We start from the raw sequence: 15881 nt of genomic DNA on the forward strand, positions 1-15881 counted from the left end.
CGCTTATTAATATCTCTGTACTAATGAAAGTCGCGAGATTTACTTTGTAGATTATTCAAATAGTGCGTGCAATCAATCAACTTGCCAGCAATAACGTGCGTGACTTCTCCCTCTCTTTCAAGAATGCCTTTCACCATTAATACTTTAGCGCCTAAATACGCTTGCTTTTGGGCTCGTGCTGTCGCTTGCCAAACGACCACATTAATGTTGCCTGTGTCATCTTCTAACGTAAAAAATGTCACGCCAGCGGCGGTGCCTGGAGATTGTCTTCCCGTTACCACGCCTACCACTGTGACCAATGACCTATGCGGTTTCTCTGCCAGTTGCCTCATGCGGGTAAAATGAGGGAGTTTGCCCGTTTCTTCTAATAATTTAATCGGGTGGCGGCTAAGAGATAGTCCCGTGCTCGCGTAATCCTCAATTAAATTTTCATATTCTGAGGGCTGAGTTTGGTAGCTAACACTGGGTTCTTCGACCTTGTGAAACAATGGTAGGTCAGATAAGGAATCCATTGCTGCCCAGCGTGCGTTATAACGATTCCCCGATAGGATCTGAAATGCATTGGCTGAAGCCAATAATTCAATGTCACTTCGGCTTCTTAATATCTGCTTTACTTCTTGAATCGAGCGGTAACCATTAAGTGGTTTGCGCTCAATAAGCCTTTGCGCACTTTCTGCGTTAAAGCCTTTCACCAAGCGAAAACCAAGTTGCACGCCGAGCCTGCCATTCGGGCGTGAGACGAGATGATGCTGATATTTTGAATGATTGACGCACACCGGCAATACTTCGACGCCATGTCGGCGAGCATCTTGTACTAATTGCGATGGGCTATAAAATCCCATTGGTTGGCTGTTCAACAGTGCAGTGTAAAATTCTGCTGGGTAATAATATTTTAACCATGCAGAACAATATGCCAGCACTGCGAAAGACGCTGAATGACTTTCAGGGAAGCCGTACTCACCAAAGCCGCAAATCTGATCGAAAATGCGCTCAGCAAACGCTAAGTCATAACCTCTCTCTTGCATACCATTGATCAGTTTTGGCCTGAATTTAGCCAGATCGCCATTCTTTTTCCATGATGCCATTGCTCGACGGAGTTGATCGGCCTCACCGCCGCTAAACCCAGCTGCTACCATGGCTAACTTGATTACTTGCTCTTGGAAAATTGGGACGCCCATAGTCCGCTCAAGAACGCTTTTTACTTCTTCCGATGGATAACTGACAGGCTCTTTGTGATCACGCCGTTTTAAAAAAGGATGCACCATATCACCCTGAATAGGGCCTGGACGAACAATCGCAATTTGAATCACTAAATCGTAATAACAAGCGGGCTTTAAGCGAGGGAGCATGCTCATTTGTGCATGAGATTCAATTTGGAATACGCCTATCGTGTCGGCCTTTTGAATCATGCGGTACACGTGTGGATCATCTTGTCGGCGAGTGATCTCGGAAATAGAGAGGGAGCGCTGGTGGTGTTTCTCGACCAGTTGAAAGCACTTTCTGATGGCGTTTAACATGCCGAGTGCGAGCACATCGACTTTTAATAGCTTCAAGCTTTCTAAATCGTCTTTGTCCCATTGAATGATAGTGCGATCTTCCATCGAGGCATTTTCAACAGGTACTAACTCATATAAAGGGCCAGATGAAATTACAAAACCACCCACGTGCTGAGATAAGTGGCGTGGGAAGCCAATTATCTCGTTGACCAATTGGATAAACTGCTGCCCTTTGAGAGATTCTGGTTGTAAGCCAAGTTCAATAATTTGAGCTTGCCAGCCTTGGCTGCGATCTCGGCGATTAACGTTCTTAATGAAAAAATCTAATTGGGTCTCTTCAATCCCTAGCGCTTTACCGACTTCACGCACGGCACTTTTAAAGCGATAGCTGATCACTGTTGCAGCAAGTGCTGCACGCTCACGGCCATATTTTTTGTAAATATATTGGATAACCTCTTCACGGCGCTCGTGTTCAAAGTCCACATCAATATCCGGCGGTTCCTTACGTTCTTTACTGATAAATCGTTCGAATAAGACAGCGATTTGCCGAGGATCGACGGCGGTAATTTCCAGGCAATAACACACCACAGAGTTTGCAGCGGAACCCCGCCCTTGGTAAAGAATGCCTTGCTGTTTCGCGAACATTACGATGTCGTGAATAGTAAGGAAGTAGTAGTGGTATTTCAGCTCTTGAATAAGCGCCAGTTCATTCTCGATGGTTTGATTGACTTCTGCTGGCACGCCTTCAGGAAAACGCAGCTTTTTACCGCGCTCGACCAACATACGTAAGTAAGAGTCGGGTGTATAACCATCTGGGATCAGCTCGGTAGGATATTCGTATTTTAAATCTGAGAGCTTAAACTCGCATAAATCGGCGATGTAAGTGCTTTCTTCCAGCCATTCTGGTTTGTAAATCCGAATCAACTTTTTAAAAGGACGAAGCGCTCGCTCTGTATTCGAAATACGATCAAAACCGAGTTTATCGACGCTACACCCATGCTTTATAGCAGTAAGTACATGCTGTAATGGCAAGCGTTCAACATCATGCATGAGAACGCCTCCGCAGGCAGTTATAGGTAATTGAAATTCATGTGCTAACTGCTCGCAGTGCGCAATGTACTCAGTATCGTTGTTACTCAAATGGCGCTGAATCGCTACCCACAAACGATTAGCGTGGTGTTGATTGAGCCAGCGCCCCCAATAGTGATCACTTTCTTTATGTGTGGGCAGCCACAATACCAAACAATGTCGAACCGACATCAAATCCCATTCGAACAGTTGATAGTTGCCTTTTTCACTGCGTCTCCTTGCGTTTGTGATGATACGACACAACTCGGCATAAGCCTTGCGACAAGGGCAAAGCAGTACGATTTGGCATTCATCATTTAACCAAAACATACTTCCAACGATTTGTTTGATATCGAGTTTATGTTGTTCGATGGTTGCATGGGCTTTGACAACGCCCGCGACCGAACATTCATCCGTTATAGCTAAAGCTTGATAGCGATAGAAAGCAGCTTGGAGTACCAGCTCTTCTGCATGAGAAGCACCAGTCAAAAAAGAGAAGTTAGACTGACAAAATAGTTCCGCGTAACTCATAATGACCCAACAAAAATAACTGTCGATTTAACAAAAATAGCCATGAAGAAACCAGTGCTTGTGCTGATCGCGAAATATCCATAACCAGCGGCCTTGCTTGGTGTGTGCAATGTAGTAATCACGCATGATCTCATCACCATCCCACCACCCAGAAACTATTCGCTCAGGTCCGTGGACCAAAGAAACTTGCTCTTGCAATACAATGGGAGTCGGTAATTGCATTGCTGGGCGTAGTATGGAGGGTATGGCGTGCCCCTTTTCATCCGGAGCATCAGCAGGGCGATACTGACTGGCCTTTTCTGGTCTAGGATCGCAAGCAATATTGGGTTTTAAAACGGCACTTTTTCCCAATTTAGCTTGCAGTAAAGAGAGCAGCTCTAAAGCATTCATGTTTCCTTTCTGCCCAGCAAAGAGATCGCGTGATGCACTAAGAGGCTCACCTTGACGGATGACTTTTAACGTTAGCCCTGTGACTGGGCCATTAAGCGAGAGTGACTCTAAGCTCAAACTCGCTAACTGTTGCCAACGCTGACATAGGTAATCACCTTGCGCAGAAGTGAGTTGAAGGTGTTGCTCTTGTTTCTCACGCTGGTGGAGTGTTAAACACAGTTCAAAAGCGACCTTATCTCTTAATTTAAGAAAGGTTTCGAGTTGACGAAGTAATTTGGCCAACGGTTTTTCAATCCATTGGACGTTTTCGCTCTCAAACAGTAGCTCCAAATAAACCTGGAAGGATTCGGTTGGATGATAAAAGTCGACCGGATGCTTGAACTGCCCAGTCAGTCGACCAACGTAGTTCACCAAATCGATATCAAAGCGTCGTGCGATGTCTTGCAATGGCAGTTCAAGTAACCCTTTTAAGGAAGTAACGCCTACGCGGTGCAGCTTTTCAACCATAGAGATCGATAAATCGGTTAGAGGCAGAGGTAATGGGAATAACATTTGTTCGATAAGAGATTTGTCGTCACTAAGAACATTTGCTCCTGCCAATGCCATTAACTTGGCCGACAGAGGTGAAAAGCCACAACCAAATTGAAAGCTTAACTGCAGTTTAGTTAAGTGATTACTGACTTTATTCCAGTAATTGTCCAACCCTTCATATAGGGTGAGCATCGGTGTGGCACGCAGTAAAATACCTTGGTTTGGCATCAACACAACGTCAGATGTGATCAAATACAGCCATTGAGCAATTTCTTGTAACTTGCTCCATTCGGTGTGCGGATGATAAGGATGCACTTGTAAATCTCGACACAAGGACGCAGCACTGCCTAGGCCCATACCTGGCTTAATGCCTTGTTGTTCGGCAATCTCGTTGTATTGAATAATCTGGCAACGTTGGCTTTCGACAATCACCACGGGTTGTTCTTGGTTATCACCAAAGAGTGCGTCTAGCTGCAGGCGAGGGAAGTGCAAGTAAATCCACAGAGCCATATCACTAACCTTGGTTCGCCAGTGGGAAATTGACCACAGTCGAGTGCACAGTTTCAGATGATGGTTTCACCAGTTGCGGGTAATGGTGTTGGAAGCCGATACTAACGCTACCTCTATTCCAGCCTCCTTTCCTTTTCAGCACTTCAACATTAATCCCTTGCTCGTCGCCTTTCAGTTTTAAACTGAGTGACACAGGCAAAGACAAGCGGTTGGTAGTATCTGTTTTAAGCATAAAGAGAGGGCAACTCCCTTGTTCACTTGCTACCTGTAAGCGTTTCACTTGATGTATTTCAAGCTCTTCTTGCCATAATAAAACATTACTGCATACCCCACTTTTCAGACATTGCTCTGCAGCCCAAAGAGCATCTTTGGGGTGAGTTGGAGTGACGACCCACACTTGGTTTATATCCAAACCGATGTAGTGTAAGAACAGAGAATTCACTAACGCGGGAGGTTGAATAAATGCAGTCACACCATTGGTCTGGGTGGCTTTTAAATAAGGAGCGAGCAAACGCAATTCACCAATACTACCAATAGATTCCATCTCCACTACGCCATGAGGTGGAAAGCCTCCGCCGAGCAAATCATCTAATTCAGAAAACCCGGAACTAGTCCGCAACTGCTGAGGATCTGTTTTCGTTAAATTTGCTTGCCAAACAAGGTGCTGGCTTTTTAAGTGCTGAATAATATCGTGCATAATAAATACCTGTATATATGTACAGTATATTTCTGTGGCAGAAAGTCGCAAGATTTTTATGAAGAGAGAAATGAAAAAAGGCAGCGTTTGCTGCCTTTTCAATCGATTATGTGAGGTAACCTGAATTAGTTATTTACGCTTCGGTTGAGCGTCGATGCACTGACCATTCACATCGGTAACCGCTGGATCCATTAAGTGCAAATATAGCGGCATGATATCCAATGGCGTTTTGAGAGTATTTGCATCTTCACCCGGGTATGCTTTTTCACGCATGCGAGTACGAGTTGCTCCAGGGTTAATTGCGTTAACACGGATCGGCGTATCACTCAGCTCGTCAGCCAAAACTTGCATCATGCCTTCTACGGCAAATTTAGAGATAGCGTATGGCCCCCAGAAAGCGCGACCAGAGTGGCCGACGGTCGAAGAGGTAAAGATAATACGCCCAGCTTCTGATTTACGCATCACAGGCAGTAGTGCTTGAGTCATTAACACTTCTGCTTTCACGTTGATCTGCATGATATCGTCGAAATCTTCCTCTTTGATTTGATCAAATGGACACAGCGAACTCAAGACACCTGCGTTGTGTAATAGGCCATCCAAACGACCAAACTGTCCTTCGATTGTCTCTGCCATATCAATGTAATTTTGCTTAGTTGCACCCTTGAGATCCAGAGGAATGATAGCAGCTTGTGGGTAGCCAGCTGCTTCAATCTCATCATAGATAGATTCAAGGTTTTGCACATTTCTACCCAAGAGAATAACAGTTGCACCGTGCTCGGCATAAGAAAGCGCGGCTTGACGGCCGATGCCATTACCAGCGCCAGTAACAAGAATGACTTTACCTTTTAGAGCATCAGCTGAAACGGAGTAGTTCACGGCGATAAATCCTTATTATTGTAAGAGGGTCCATGATAGTTAATTGACGCTAAAAAACGCCTGTTTCTCAATGGAAAATCTTGGTAATCGTGACAAGATGGTTACAATACACCAATTCATGTGTTATACCAATTCCAGAACTTTCGTTAGGTATGCTATCAATCAGAACAAGTGGTTACAAACCGCGCTGCCTTCTCGCTGATGTTTCTGCGTAACATACTAACGTCATCTGAAATGAGATAAAGGAGCTCTCGTTGGAATTTTTATTAGATTATGGTCTGTTTCTGGCCAAAATTATCACGGTGGTTGCTGCGATAATTGTTCTGCTCATTATTGCAAAATCGGCTGGTGGCAAATCGGGTGCGGCGAAAGGGGAGTTAGAGATTACCAACCTTTCAGAGCAACACAAACAATCTGTTGAGCAGTTAGAACATCATTTGCATGACGATGCTTTCATCAAGGCTCGAGATAAAGCGGTCAAGAAAGAAGAGAAAGAGAAAAACAAATCTCGTGAAAAAGAGATCAAACAAGCGAGCAAAGACGGTTCATTAGATAGCAAGCGTGAACCACACCTATTCGTTCTTGATTTCAACGGCAGCATAGACGCAAAAGAAGTCGCGTCTCTACGTGAAGAGATCACTGCTATTTTGGCTGTCGCACGTGAAGGTGATGAAGTATTACTTCGTTTAGAATCTGGCGGTGGTATGGTTCATGGTTACGGCCTTGCCTCTTCTCAACTGGACCGAATCAAAGCTGCGGGTCTTCCTCTGACCATCTCTGTTGACAAAGTTGCGGCAAGTGGCGGTTACATGATGGCATGTGTCGCAGATAAGATTGTTTCTGCACCGTTTGCAATTGTGGGCTCTATTGGCGTTATCGCGCAAATTCCTAACTTCAACAAACTGTTGAAGAAACATGACATTGAATACGAACAACTAACCGCGGGTGAATATAAACGCACGCTAACGATGTTTGGTGAGAATACCGATAAAGCGCGCGATAAGTTTAAGCAAGAGCTTGAAGAAACACATGTCTTGTTTAAAGACTTTATTCGCGAGCGTCGTCCTAGTTTGGACCTAGACAAAGTAGCTACAGGTGAGCACTGGTTCGGTACACAAGCGAAAGAGCTTGGTTTGGTGGATGATATTAGTACATCTGATGATATCGTTGTTGCGGCATGCAAAGATAAAACCGTACTTTCTGTGCATTATGTGCAGAAGAAAAAACTGGCAGACAAGCTAGCAGGTGTCGCGGGCAAAGTTGCTGACAGTGTGATCTTAAAGTTAGCTGAGCGTGGTCAAAAACCGATTGTTTAATCGAACCTAAGATCATGACATTTGAAACGGCGAGGGTGGAAGCTCTCGCCGTTTTTGTTGAACCTTATGTTTATTGATGAATCCAATTGCGCATTAGGTGTAATGCTTTACACGACATTTTTCCTCGCTCCAAAAGGCGATTACCCGTATAATGCGCGCCTCGAAAACCGAGCAAATTGCTGAAAAGAAACTATAGGTGGAGAAGAACATGTCCTCTCAAACTCCGGTTGTAACCGTAGATGGACCTAGTGGTGCAGGTAAAGGCACTTTATGTATGTTGCTGGCGAAAAAGTTGGGTTTCCAACTCTTAGATTCTGGCGCAATTTATCGTGTACTTGCACTCGCTGCGATTCACCACGGTGTCGACACAGAGTCAGAAGACGCACTTGTCCCACTGGCAACACACCTAGACGTTCAATTTATCGCAGAGGGTGACTTAGTTAAGGTCGTTCTAGAAGGCGAAGATGTGTCAGGGGAGCTTCGCAAAGAAGAAACGGGTATGGCAGCATCTAAAGTTGCGGCTCTGCCACGTGTTCGTGAAGCATTATTACGTCGTCAGCGTGCATTTGAAGCCGCTCCGGGCCTAGTGGCTGATGGTCGTGATATGGGCACAATTGTATTCCCAAGTGCACAAGCGAAAATCTTCCTTGATGCGAGCGCAGAAGAGCGTGCAAATCGACGCCTTAAACAGTTGCAAGAGAAAGGGTTAGATGTTAAATTTGCTGACCTTTTAAGCGAGATCCAAGAGCGTGACGACCGAGATCGTAACCGCCCAGTGGCGCCACTACGCCCTGCTGAGGATGCGCTTGTGCTAGATTCTACGTCGATGACTATCGACGAAGTAGTAGAAAAGGCACTACAATATATCGAATCGAAGCTAGCTGAGTAATGATACTCGGCTAGACTAAGAGCGTTGGTCGCAAGGATGATGACTGGCGAATTTAATAACCCCATGCGGTAGGATACCCGTGGAAGTTTAATTTATTGAAGATTAACTAAATGACTGAATCTTTTGCTCAACTCTTTGAAGAGTTTCTAAACGAAACAGAATTCCAACAAGGCAGCATCGTTAAAGGTACTGTAGTAGCTATCGAGAACGGTTTCGTTCTTGTTGACGCTGGTCTTAAGTCTGAATCTGCTATCCCTGCTGAACAGTTCAAGAACGCTGCTGGCGAACTTGAAGTTGAAGTTGGCGCTGAAGTAGACGTAGCTCTAGACGCTGTTGAAGATGGTTTCGGTGAAACTCAACTTTCTCGTGAGAAAGCTAAGCGTCACGAAGCTTGGATCGTACTTGAGAAAGCTTACGAAGAAGCTGAAACTGTTGTTGGTATCATCAACGGTAAAGTTAAAGGCGGTTTCACTGTTGAACTAAACGGTATCCGTGCTTTCCTTCCTGGCTCTCTAGTAGACGTACGTCCAATCCGCGACACTGCTCACCTAGAAAACAAAGAGCTAGAGTTCAAAGTTATCAAACTTGACCAAAAACGTAACAACGTAGTTGTTTCACGTCGTGCTGTTATCGAATCTGAAAACAGCGTTGAGCGTGACGAGCTTCTAGAAACTCTACAAGAAGGTTCTGAAGTTAAAGGTATCGTTAAGAACCTTACTGACTACGGTGCGTTCGTTGACCTAGGTGGCGTTGACGGTCTTCTACATATCACTGATATGGCTTGGAAGCGCGTTAAGCACCCATCTGAAATCGTTAACGTTGGTGACGAGATCCAAGTTAAAGTTCTTAAGTTCGACCGTGAGCGTACTCGCGTATCACTAGGTCTTAAGCAACTAGGCGAAGATCCATGGGTAGCAATCGCTAAGCGTTACCCAGAAGGTCACAAACTAACTGGTCGCGTAACTAACCTAACTGACTACGGCTGCTTCGTTGAAATCGAAGAAGGCGTTGAAGGTCTAGTTCACGTTTCAGAAATGGATTGGACTAACAAGAACATCCACCCTTCTAAAGTTGTTAATGTTGGCGACGAAGTTGAGGTTATGGTTCTTGAAATCGACGAAGAACGTCGTCGTATCTCTCTAGGTCTGAAACAGTGTAAAGCTAACCCATGGCAGTCATTCGCTGAAGCACAAGCTAAAGGCGACAAAGTTACTGGTAAGATCAAGTCTATCACTGACTTCGGTATCTTCATCGGTCTAGAAGGCGGCATCGACGGTCTAGTTCACCTATCTGACATTTCTTGGAATGTTGCTGGCGAAGAAGCTGTACGTGAGTACAAGAAAGGCGACGAGATCTCTGCAGTTGTTCTAGCAGTAGACGCTGAGCGTGAGCGCATCTCTCTAGGCATCAAGCAAATGGAAAACGACCCATTCAATGCTTACGTTGCTGACAACAAGAAAGGTGTTCTAGTTAACGCTACTGTAACTGCTGTTGACGCTAAAGGCGCTACTGTTGAAATCGCAGAAGGCGTTGAAGGTTACATCCGTGCTTCTGAAGTATCTCGCGATCGCGTAGAAGATGCTTCTCTAATCCTAAGCGCTGGTGATGTTGTTGAAGCGAAGTTCACAGGTGTAGACCGTAAGAACCGCGTAATCAACCTATCTATCAAAGCTAAAGACGAAGCTGACGAGCAAGAAGCAATGGCATCTATCAACAAGCAAGATGACAATGCATTCGGTAACGCAATGGCTGACGCTTTCAAAGCTGCTAAAGGCGAATAATATACTCGCTTAAGCAAAAAAGGAGCCGCAAGGCTCCTTTTTTATATTTGAGCATATTTAAGTAGTAATACTAATGACGGTAAACTATCTTAATAAAAGGCATTTCTTCATTGCGCATTTTGCATAAAATTTGTCTAGAATTGTCAGCAAGTGTTTGTTGGAATTAGTATTACTTACTATAATAAGTGATAAAGATACTCAAAGAGGGCAACTATGACTAAGTCTGAACTGATTGAAAGACTCTGCGCTGAGCAAACACACTTATCAGCGAAAGAGGTAGAGGATGCTGTAAAAGATATTTTAGAGCACATGGCCTCTACGCTAGAGAGCGGTGACCGTATCGAGATCCGTGGCTTTGGTAGTTTTTCTCTTCATTACCGCGAGCCTCGCGTAGGTCGTAACCCTAAAACGGGCGATAAAGTGGAATTGGAAGGTAAATACGTTCCACATTTCAAACCTGGTAAAGAGCTTCGTGAGCGTGTAAATATTGGCTAACGCACTCTTATTAGTTTGAAAAAAAGCGGCATACGTTTGTGTATGCCGCTTTTTTGTAATGTATCCAAGCAGTTTACGAAGCGAGCTGTTGGTTCTGACTGTTTTCTTTGCAGCTTTCTATACCCAAGTAACTTTAACTTCTAGGCGTGTCTACAAACTAAGCATCTTGAGGTTACTTGGGTATAGATTATTGCTAATATACGTAGTCTGAAGAAGCATTTTCCTGCATAATCTTACCGACTTACTCCTAGAAGGGTGATGTAAATGAAAATTATAAAAATCGTTGCTGTTTTAGCTCTCTTTTTAATTGCATTGGCGTTAGGTTCTCAAAACCAAGAGCTCGTGACTTTTAACTATCTTCTAGCCAAAGGAGAGTTCCACTTATCTACACTATTAGGTGTGGTATTTGTGGTTGGCTTTGCTTTAGCGTGGGTTATCTTTGGTAGTATCCAGCTGAAAACTCAGCTACAAGTTCGTCGTTTAAAGAAAAAACTGAAAAAGTACGAACCTACAGATGCAAACAAACCTGCTGATAAGCCAGCCATCGAAAAACAGGCATAAGGATAAGGCTTAACTTTAATGCTTGAACTACTCTTCTTGTTATTGCCTATAGCTGCTGCGTATGGCTGGTATATGGGGCATCGCAGCGCTCAGCAAGACAAGCAGAAGCAATCTCATCAAATCTCTCGTCAGTATATGACGGGTCTTAATCTGCTGCTCTCTGACCAATCAGATAAGGCTGTTGATCACTTTATTGAATTGCTCCAAGTTGATAACGAGACAATCGATACTCACCTTGCGTTGGGTAATTTGTTCCGGTCTCGTGGCGAAGTCGACCGCGCAATCCGAATTCACCAAAATCTCATTTCTCGCTCTGGCTTAACACTGGATCAAAAGAATCTTGCACTTCAACAGTTGGCGAAAGATTACATGGTCTCTGGTTTTCTCGATCGTGCAGAGAAAATCTTCGAACAGTTAGTCGAAGAGCCAGATTACAAAGAAGCGGCCCTTCAGCAATTAGTAACCATTTACCAACAAACACGTGAATGGGAAAAAGCAATTTATTACGCCAATCAATTGGCTAAGTTGGGTAATAAACGCTCCAGAATGCGTGCGAATATTGCTCATTTTTGGTGTGAAATTGCCATGCTCGACCAAGCCGATGGTAATACTAATAAGGCAATACAGCACTTTAAAAAAGCCCTAGCAGAAGACCCAAAGTGTGTTCGAGCGAGTATTGCTTTGGGACGAATTTATCTAGAGTCTGAAGATTATAAACACACGATAAAATACCTGACGGGTGTGCTTGAGCAAGACAAAGACTTTATCAGCGATGTCTTACCAACCATTGCAGAGTGCTACCATCATTTGGGCCAGGAAGATGAACTTGTAGAGTTTCTGCGAGCTTGTATTGATAAGAAAGCAGGCGTATCAGCCGAGTTAATGTTGGCTCAGTTGGTTGCTCACCACGAGAACGTCGGGGCTGCACAAGAGCTGCTGACAAAACAGCTGCTGAAAAACCCAACCATGAAGGGCTTTTATCGATTAATTGACTACCATATTGCAGAAGCAGAAGACGGTCGCGCGAAGGACAGTCTATCGACGCTACAAGCGATGGTGGGTGAACAGTTAAAAGTGAAACCACACTACCGATGCCGGAAGTGTGGGTTTTCTACTCATTCCCTTTATTGGCACTGCCCGTCCTGTAAAGGGTGGGGGACGATCAAGCCAATCCGCGGATTGGATGGTGAATAATTTTAATGCAGCTGACAGAGTTTCTGTCCGCTGCATTTTTTTAACTTTTTATTTAATAAGAACCAAAATAGTTAGGAGATGAAATGATCGACCAAAAAGTTATTGTCGCACTGGATTATGATAACCAAGCAGACGCACTTGCGTTTGTAGATAGAATTGATCCTGCGTCATGTCGCCTAAAAGTTGGCAAGGAAATGTTTACGCTATTTGGTCCTGATTTCGTACGTGAACTCCACAAACGTGGTTTCTCAGTCTTCCTGGATTTGAAATTTCACGATATTCCAAATACGTGTTCTAAGGCGGTCCGCGCAGCCGCGGAATTAGGGGTTTGGATGGTGAATGTGCATGCGAGCGGTGGTGAGCGCATGATGACGGCATCACGTGAAATTCTTGAGCCATACGGTAAAGATCGCCCACTTCTGATTGGAGTAACGGTACTAACCAGTATGGAACAAGGTGATTTAGCGGGTATTGGTTTGAACATTGCGCCTCAGGATCAAGTTATTCGTCTGGCGACATTGACCAAAAACGCTGGTTTAGATGGTGTCGTATGTTCAGCTCAAGAGTCTTCATTGCTTAAGAGCGAACTTGGTCAAGACTTTAAGTTAGTTACACCAGGAATCCGACCTGCCGGCTCTGAGCAAGGTGACCAGCGCCGTATCATGACACCAGTAGAGGCTATTCATTCAGGCTCTGATTATCTTGTTATTGGGCGTCCAATTACTCAAGCTGTGGATCCTGCTGCAGTGTTGAAATCGATCAATGATAGCTTGTCTAGTATGTAAGCACAGTCTTGTATTGTATAAAGAAAGGTGAGGCTGTGATGCCTCACCTTTTTTGTATCTAATAAAAATACCAACCGTAGTAAGTAACTGCTCATTTTAACCAGTTATATCTGCTCGCTTACTTGCTTGCTTTAATTGGTGTAGGGGGGAGCTTATTCGGATAAAGGTTCTACGGTTTATTATGAGAAAAGTAGGGCTTGGTACTATATCGATCACACTTTTGTAACATAACTCACTGTGATGCATAGAAAATGCGACCATGTATTATTGATGACTTGCGTTACAAAAGCCTAAAGAATACTATGGCGAAGATGCATTCACTGCGTTGTAAGGTCTAGGATGACCTAGTGAAACTCTTTGAAATTAATATAGAAGCTGGCAGGAAGTCACTTCATATTACGCTCCTATTATTTCCTATCTGCGTATTTTCTATTTGCAGCTTTCACACGCCGTCTTCCTTGCTACGACCTTAATCGCAAACACAACAAGGAAGAAACATGACTAAAAAACTGCCATTTTCAGTACTTGCAACACTGACCGCTGCCAGTTTTCAACTGAGTGCGGCAGAGCTACCTGCTGATATAGAATGGATTTCAAATAACAATGAACCTCTGTTCGCCTCTGAAGAAGCGGTACGAGGTGGTACTTATCGTACTTACATTCAGAGCTTTCCTCAGACATTACGAAGTGTTGGTCCAGATGCGAACTCCGGTTTGCGCCAATATTTAATGGATGGTTCACCAAAGCTTGCTCAGCGTCATCCAAACACTGGTAAATGGATCCCCCAACTTGCTAAGTCATGGGCATTTGGAGAGGACAACAAAACCGTATTCTTTAAGCTTGATGAAACGGCCGAGTGGTCAGATGGTGAAAAAATTACGGCAGATGATTACGTCTTTATGATGAAGTACTACACGTCAAAAGACATTATCGACCCGTGGTACAACGACTTTTTCACGAACAGCGTTGTTGGTGTTGAAAAAATTGACGACTACACGATCAAAGTCAATCTTGCTGTAGCTCAAAGTCATGACTCGCTCATGGTTATGATTAACATGCCGAGTAATGGTTTTCAGCCTCGTCCGGAACACTTCTTTGAAGGAGAAAAGGACGTAAATAACGATGGCATGCCTGATAACTTCGTCAGAAAGTTCAACTTTAAATCTGAGCCAACTGCGGCGCCTTACTACATTGATAAAGTGAAGAAAGGTAAGAGCGTGACATTCAAACACGTGGGCGAAGATTGGTGGGGGTATAACAACCGCTACTATAAAAACCGTTACAACGTAGAAAAAGTCCGCATTAAGGTGATTCGCGATCCTGATATTGCCATGAAGCACTTTGAAAAAGGTAACTTAGATTACTTTGAGATGGTGCTACCAAGCTTTTGGCATGACAAAACCGATAGTGATGTGTACAAAAAAGGCTATATCCAAAAGTACTGGGGCTTTAACGAAGCACCACAAGGCGCTGGTGGCCTTTGGATGAACACCGCGATGCCGATGTTGGATAACCTAGAAGTGCGCAAAGGCGTTATGGCAGCTACTGACTATGACGGCATGATTGAAAATATCATGCGTGGGGATTATTCACGCAAGCCGCATGGACTCGGCTTTGGTCATGGCGAATACGATGATCCTAACAATACACCGCCTAAGTTTGATGCCGATGCGGCGGTTAAACATTTCGAAAAAGCAGGCTTTGACAAAGTTGGCGCAGATGGTATTCGTGTCAATGACAAGGGCCAACGCTTGAGCTTTGCTATCACCTATGGATACAACTCTTGGACACCGCGTATTGCGTACTTGAAAGAGCAAGCGAAACTTGCTGGTCTTGAGTTCACGTTAAACTTGGTTGATGGTTCATCTGCGTTTAAATACATTCTTGAGAAAAAGCATCAGTTAGCGTTCTTGAATATGGGTTCTGGTGAGATTCCTGCGTATTGGGAATATCTACACTCGGATAATGCGAATCGACCACAAACGAATGCCCACACCAACTACAGCAGCCCTGAGCTGGACCAGTTGATTGAAGCTTATGACTCTGAGTTTGATCAGGAGAAGCGTTACGATTTATCGCATCAAATCCAAAACTATGTCAGCAAAGCGAATATCATCGTTCCTGGATACATGGTGCCTTATTCTCGAGTTGCACACTGGCGCTGGGTTAAAATTCCTAAAGATGGCATGACAAAAGCGACAGAATGGGTGCTTCATCCAATGGATATTGGTAATTTCTGGATCGATAGCAAAGTAAAAGAAGAGACTGAGGAAGCGATGGACGAGGGTAAAACCTTCCCAGAGACAACGGTCATTGATGATCGCTACAAGTTGTAACTCCACAACTTAGCGGCGATAAAATGAAAGCCCCGGTAATTAAGTTACAGGGGCTTTTTTATTTTTACTTAACTAAGTAAGACGCTTCTAAAAGGTAGGTTTTCACATCACCAAGCAAAGAGAAGGCCTTGTCGATGGTTTTAAATCGCTCATCAAGTGAGTCACTAGATATAAGTTGGCTGAACGTTTTTACCGAGAAAGCTTCGTTTGCTTTAAAGAACTGATGCACATTTTCAAGTTGAACTTTATGAATATGCTCCACCTTATTTAGGGCGGTGGTTAAATCGGAAATGTTAATCGACATTGCTACTCAAGAACCTTATCAACAAGACCTCTACATAAGGTCATAGGATGGGGCTTTATATTTTGCCGTAGAGTAGCACCAAAGAACGGATTGCAGTCTGACTAAGATCAATTTGTCTCGC

General features: G+C 44.1%; 13 protein-coding genes. 8 read left to right on the forward strand and 5 right to left on the reverse strand.

Annotation, left to right across the window (positions count from 1 at the left end):
• Positions 1-20: 20 nt before the first annotated feature.
• The 4 genes from MSG33_RS15255 to MSG33_RS15270 all read right to left on the reverse strand — a co-directional run bounded on the left by MSG33_RS15255 (position 21) and on the right by MSG33_RS15270 (position 6099).
• Positions 21-3095 (reverse strand): error-prone DNA polymerase, encoded by a 3075-nt coding sequence (locus tag MSG33_RS15255; protein ID WP_248381382.1) that lies wholly within the window; start codon positions 3093-3095, stop codon positions 21-23.
• A 27-nt stretch (positions 3096-3122) separates the two neighbouring features.
• On the reverse strand, positions 3123-4526 hold the full coding sequence (locus MSG33_RS15260; RefSeq protein WP_248381383.1) for a DNA polymerase Y family protein: 1404 nt from the start codon (positions 4524-4526) through the stop codon (positions 3123-3125).
• A gap of 4 nt (positions 4527-4530) precedes the next feature.
• A complete protein-coding gene (gene imuA / locus MSG33_RS15265) occupies positions 4531-5223 on the reverse strand; it encodes a translesion DNA synthesis-associated protein ImuA (RefSeq protein ID WP_248381384.1) in 693 nt (230 codons plus the stop codon).
• Between the two features lie 129 nt (positions 5224-5352).
• On the reverse strand, positions 5353-6099 hold the full coding sequence (locus MSG33_RS15270) for a YciK family oxidoreductase (RefSeq protein ID WP_046874431.1): 747 nt from the start codon (positions 6097-6099) through the stop codon (positions 5353-5355).
• Positions 6100-6353: 254 nt separating this feature from the next.
• Between MSG33_RS15270 and sohB the strand changes: the two genes are divergently transcribed.
• The 8 genes from sohB (at position 6354) to MSG33_RS15310 (ending at position 15456) form a co-directional block, all read left to right on the forward strand.
• A complete protein-coding gene (gene sohB / locus MSG33_RS15275; RefSeq protein ID WP_005385819.1) occupies positions 6354-7415 on the forward strand; it encodes a protease SohB in 1062 nt (353 codons plus the stop codon).
• A 208-nt stretch (positions 7416-7623) separates the two neighbouring features.
• Entirely contained in the window at positions 7624-8304 is a 681-nt protein-coding gene (gene cmk, locus MSG33_RS15280) for a (d)CMP kinase (protein WP_005397113.1), read from the forward strand.
• A gap of 110 nt (positions 8305-8414) precedes the next feature.
• Positions 8415-10085 carry a 30S ribosomal protein S1 gene (rpsA, locus tag MSG33_RS15285; protein ID WP_005385817.1) on the forward strand — a complete coding sequence of 557 codons (1671 nt, stop codon included), beginning with the start codon at positions 8415-8417 and terminating at the stop codon, positions 10083-10085.
• 213 nt (positions 10086-10298) lie between these two features.
• Positions 10299-10580 carry an integration host factor subunit beta gene (gene ihfB / locus MSG33_RS15290; RefSeq protein WP_005385816.1) on the forward strand — a complete coding sequence of 94 codons (282 nt, stop codon included), beginning with the start codon at positions 10299-10301 and terminating at the stop codon, positions 10578-10580.
• 264 nt (positions 10581-10844) lie between these two features.
• A complete protein-coding gene (locus MSG33_RS15295; protein WP_005397112.1) occupies positions 10845-11141 on the forward strand; it encodes a lipopolysaccharide assembly protein LapA domain-containing protein in 297 nt (98 codons plus the stop codon).
• 18 nt (positions 11142-11159) lie between these two features.
• Positions 11160-12335 carry a lipopolysaccharide assembly protein LapB gene (gene lapB, locus MSG33_RS15300; RefSeq protein ID WP_005376665.1) on the forward strand — a complete coding sequence of 392 codons (1176 nt, stop codon included), beginning with the start codon at positions 11160-11162 and terminating at the stop codon, positions 12333-12335.
• Between the two features lie 83 nt (positions 12336-12418).
• Entirely contained in the window at positions 12419-13120 is a 702-nt protein-coding gene (gene pyrF, locus MSG33_RS15305; RefSeq protein WP_248381385.1) for an orotidine-5'-phosphate decarboxylase, read from the forward strand.
• A gap of 497 nt (positions 13121-13617) precedes the next feature.
• A complete protein-coding gene (locus MSG33_RS15310) occupies positions 13618-15456 on the forward strand; it encodes an extracellular solute-binding protein (RefSeq protein WP_248381386.1) in 1839 nt (612 codons plus the stop codon).
• 64 nt (positions 15457-15520) lie between these two features.
• Here MSG33_RS15310 and MSG33_RS15315 read toward each other — a convergent pair whose 3' ends face one another.
• Entirely contained in the window at positions 15521-15760 is a 240-nt protein-coding gene (locus MSG33_RS15315) for a hypothetical protein (RefSeq protein WP_005397103.1), read from the reverse strand.
• Between the last annotated feature and the right edge of the window lie 121 nt (positions 15761-15881).

The sequence above is a fragment of the Vibrio sp. 1CM7H genome (assembly GCF_023161645.1).
Taxonomy (GTDB): domain Bacteria; phylum Pseudomonadota; class Gammaproteobacteria; order Enterobacterales; family Vibrionaceae; genus Vibrio; species Vibrio diabolicus.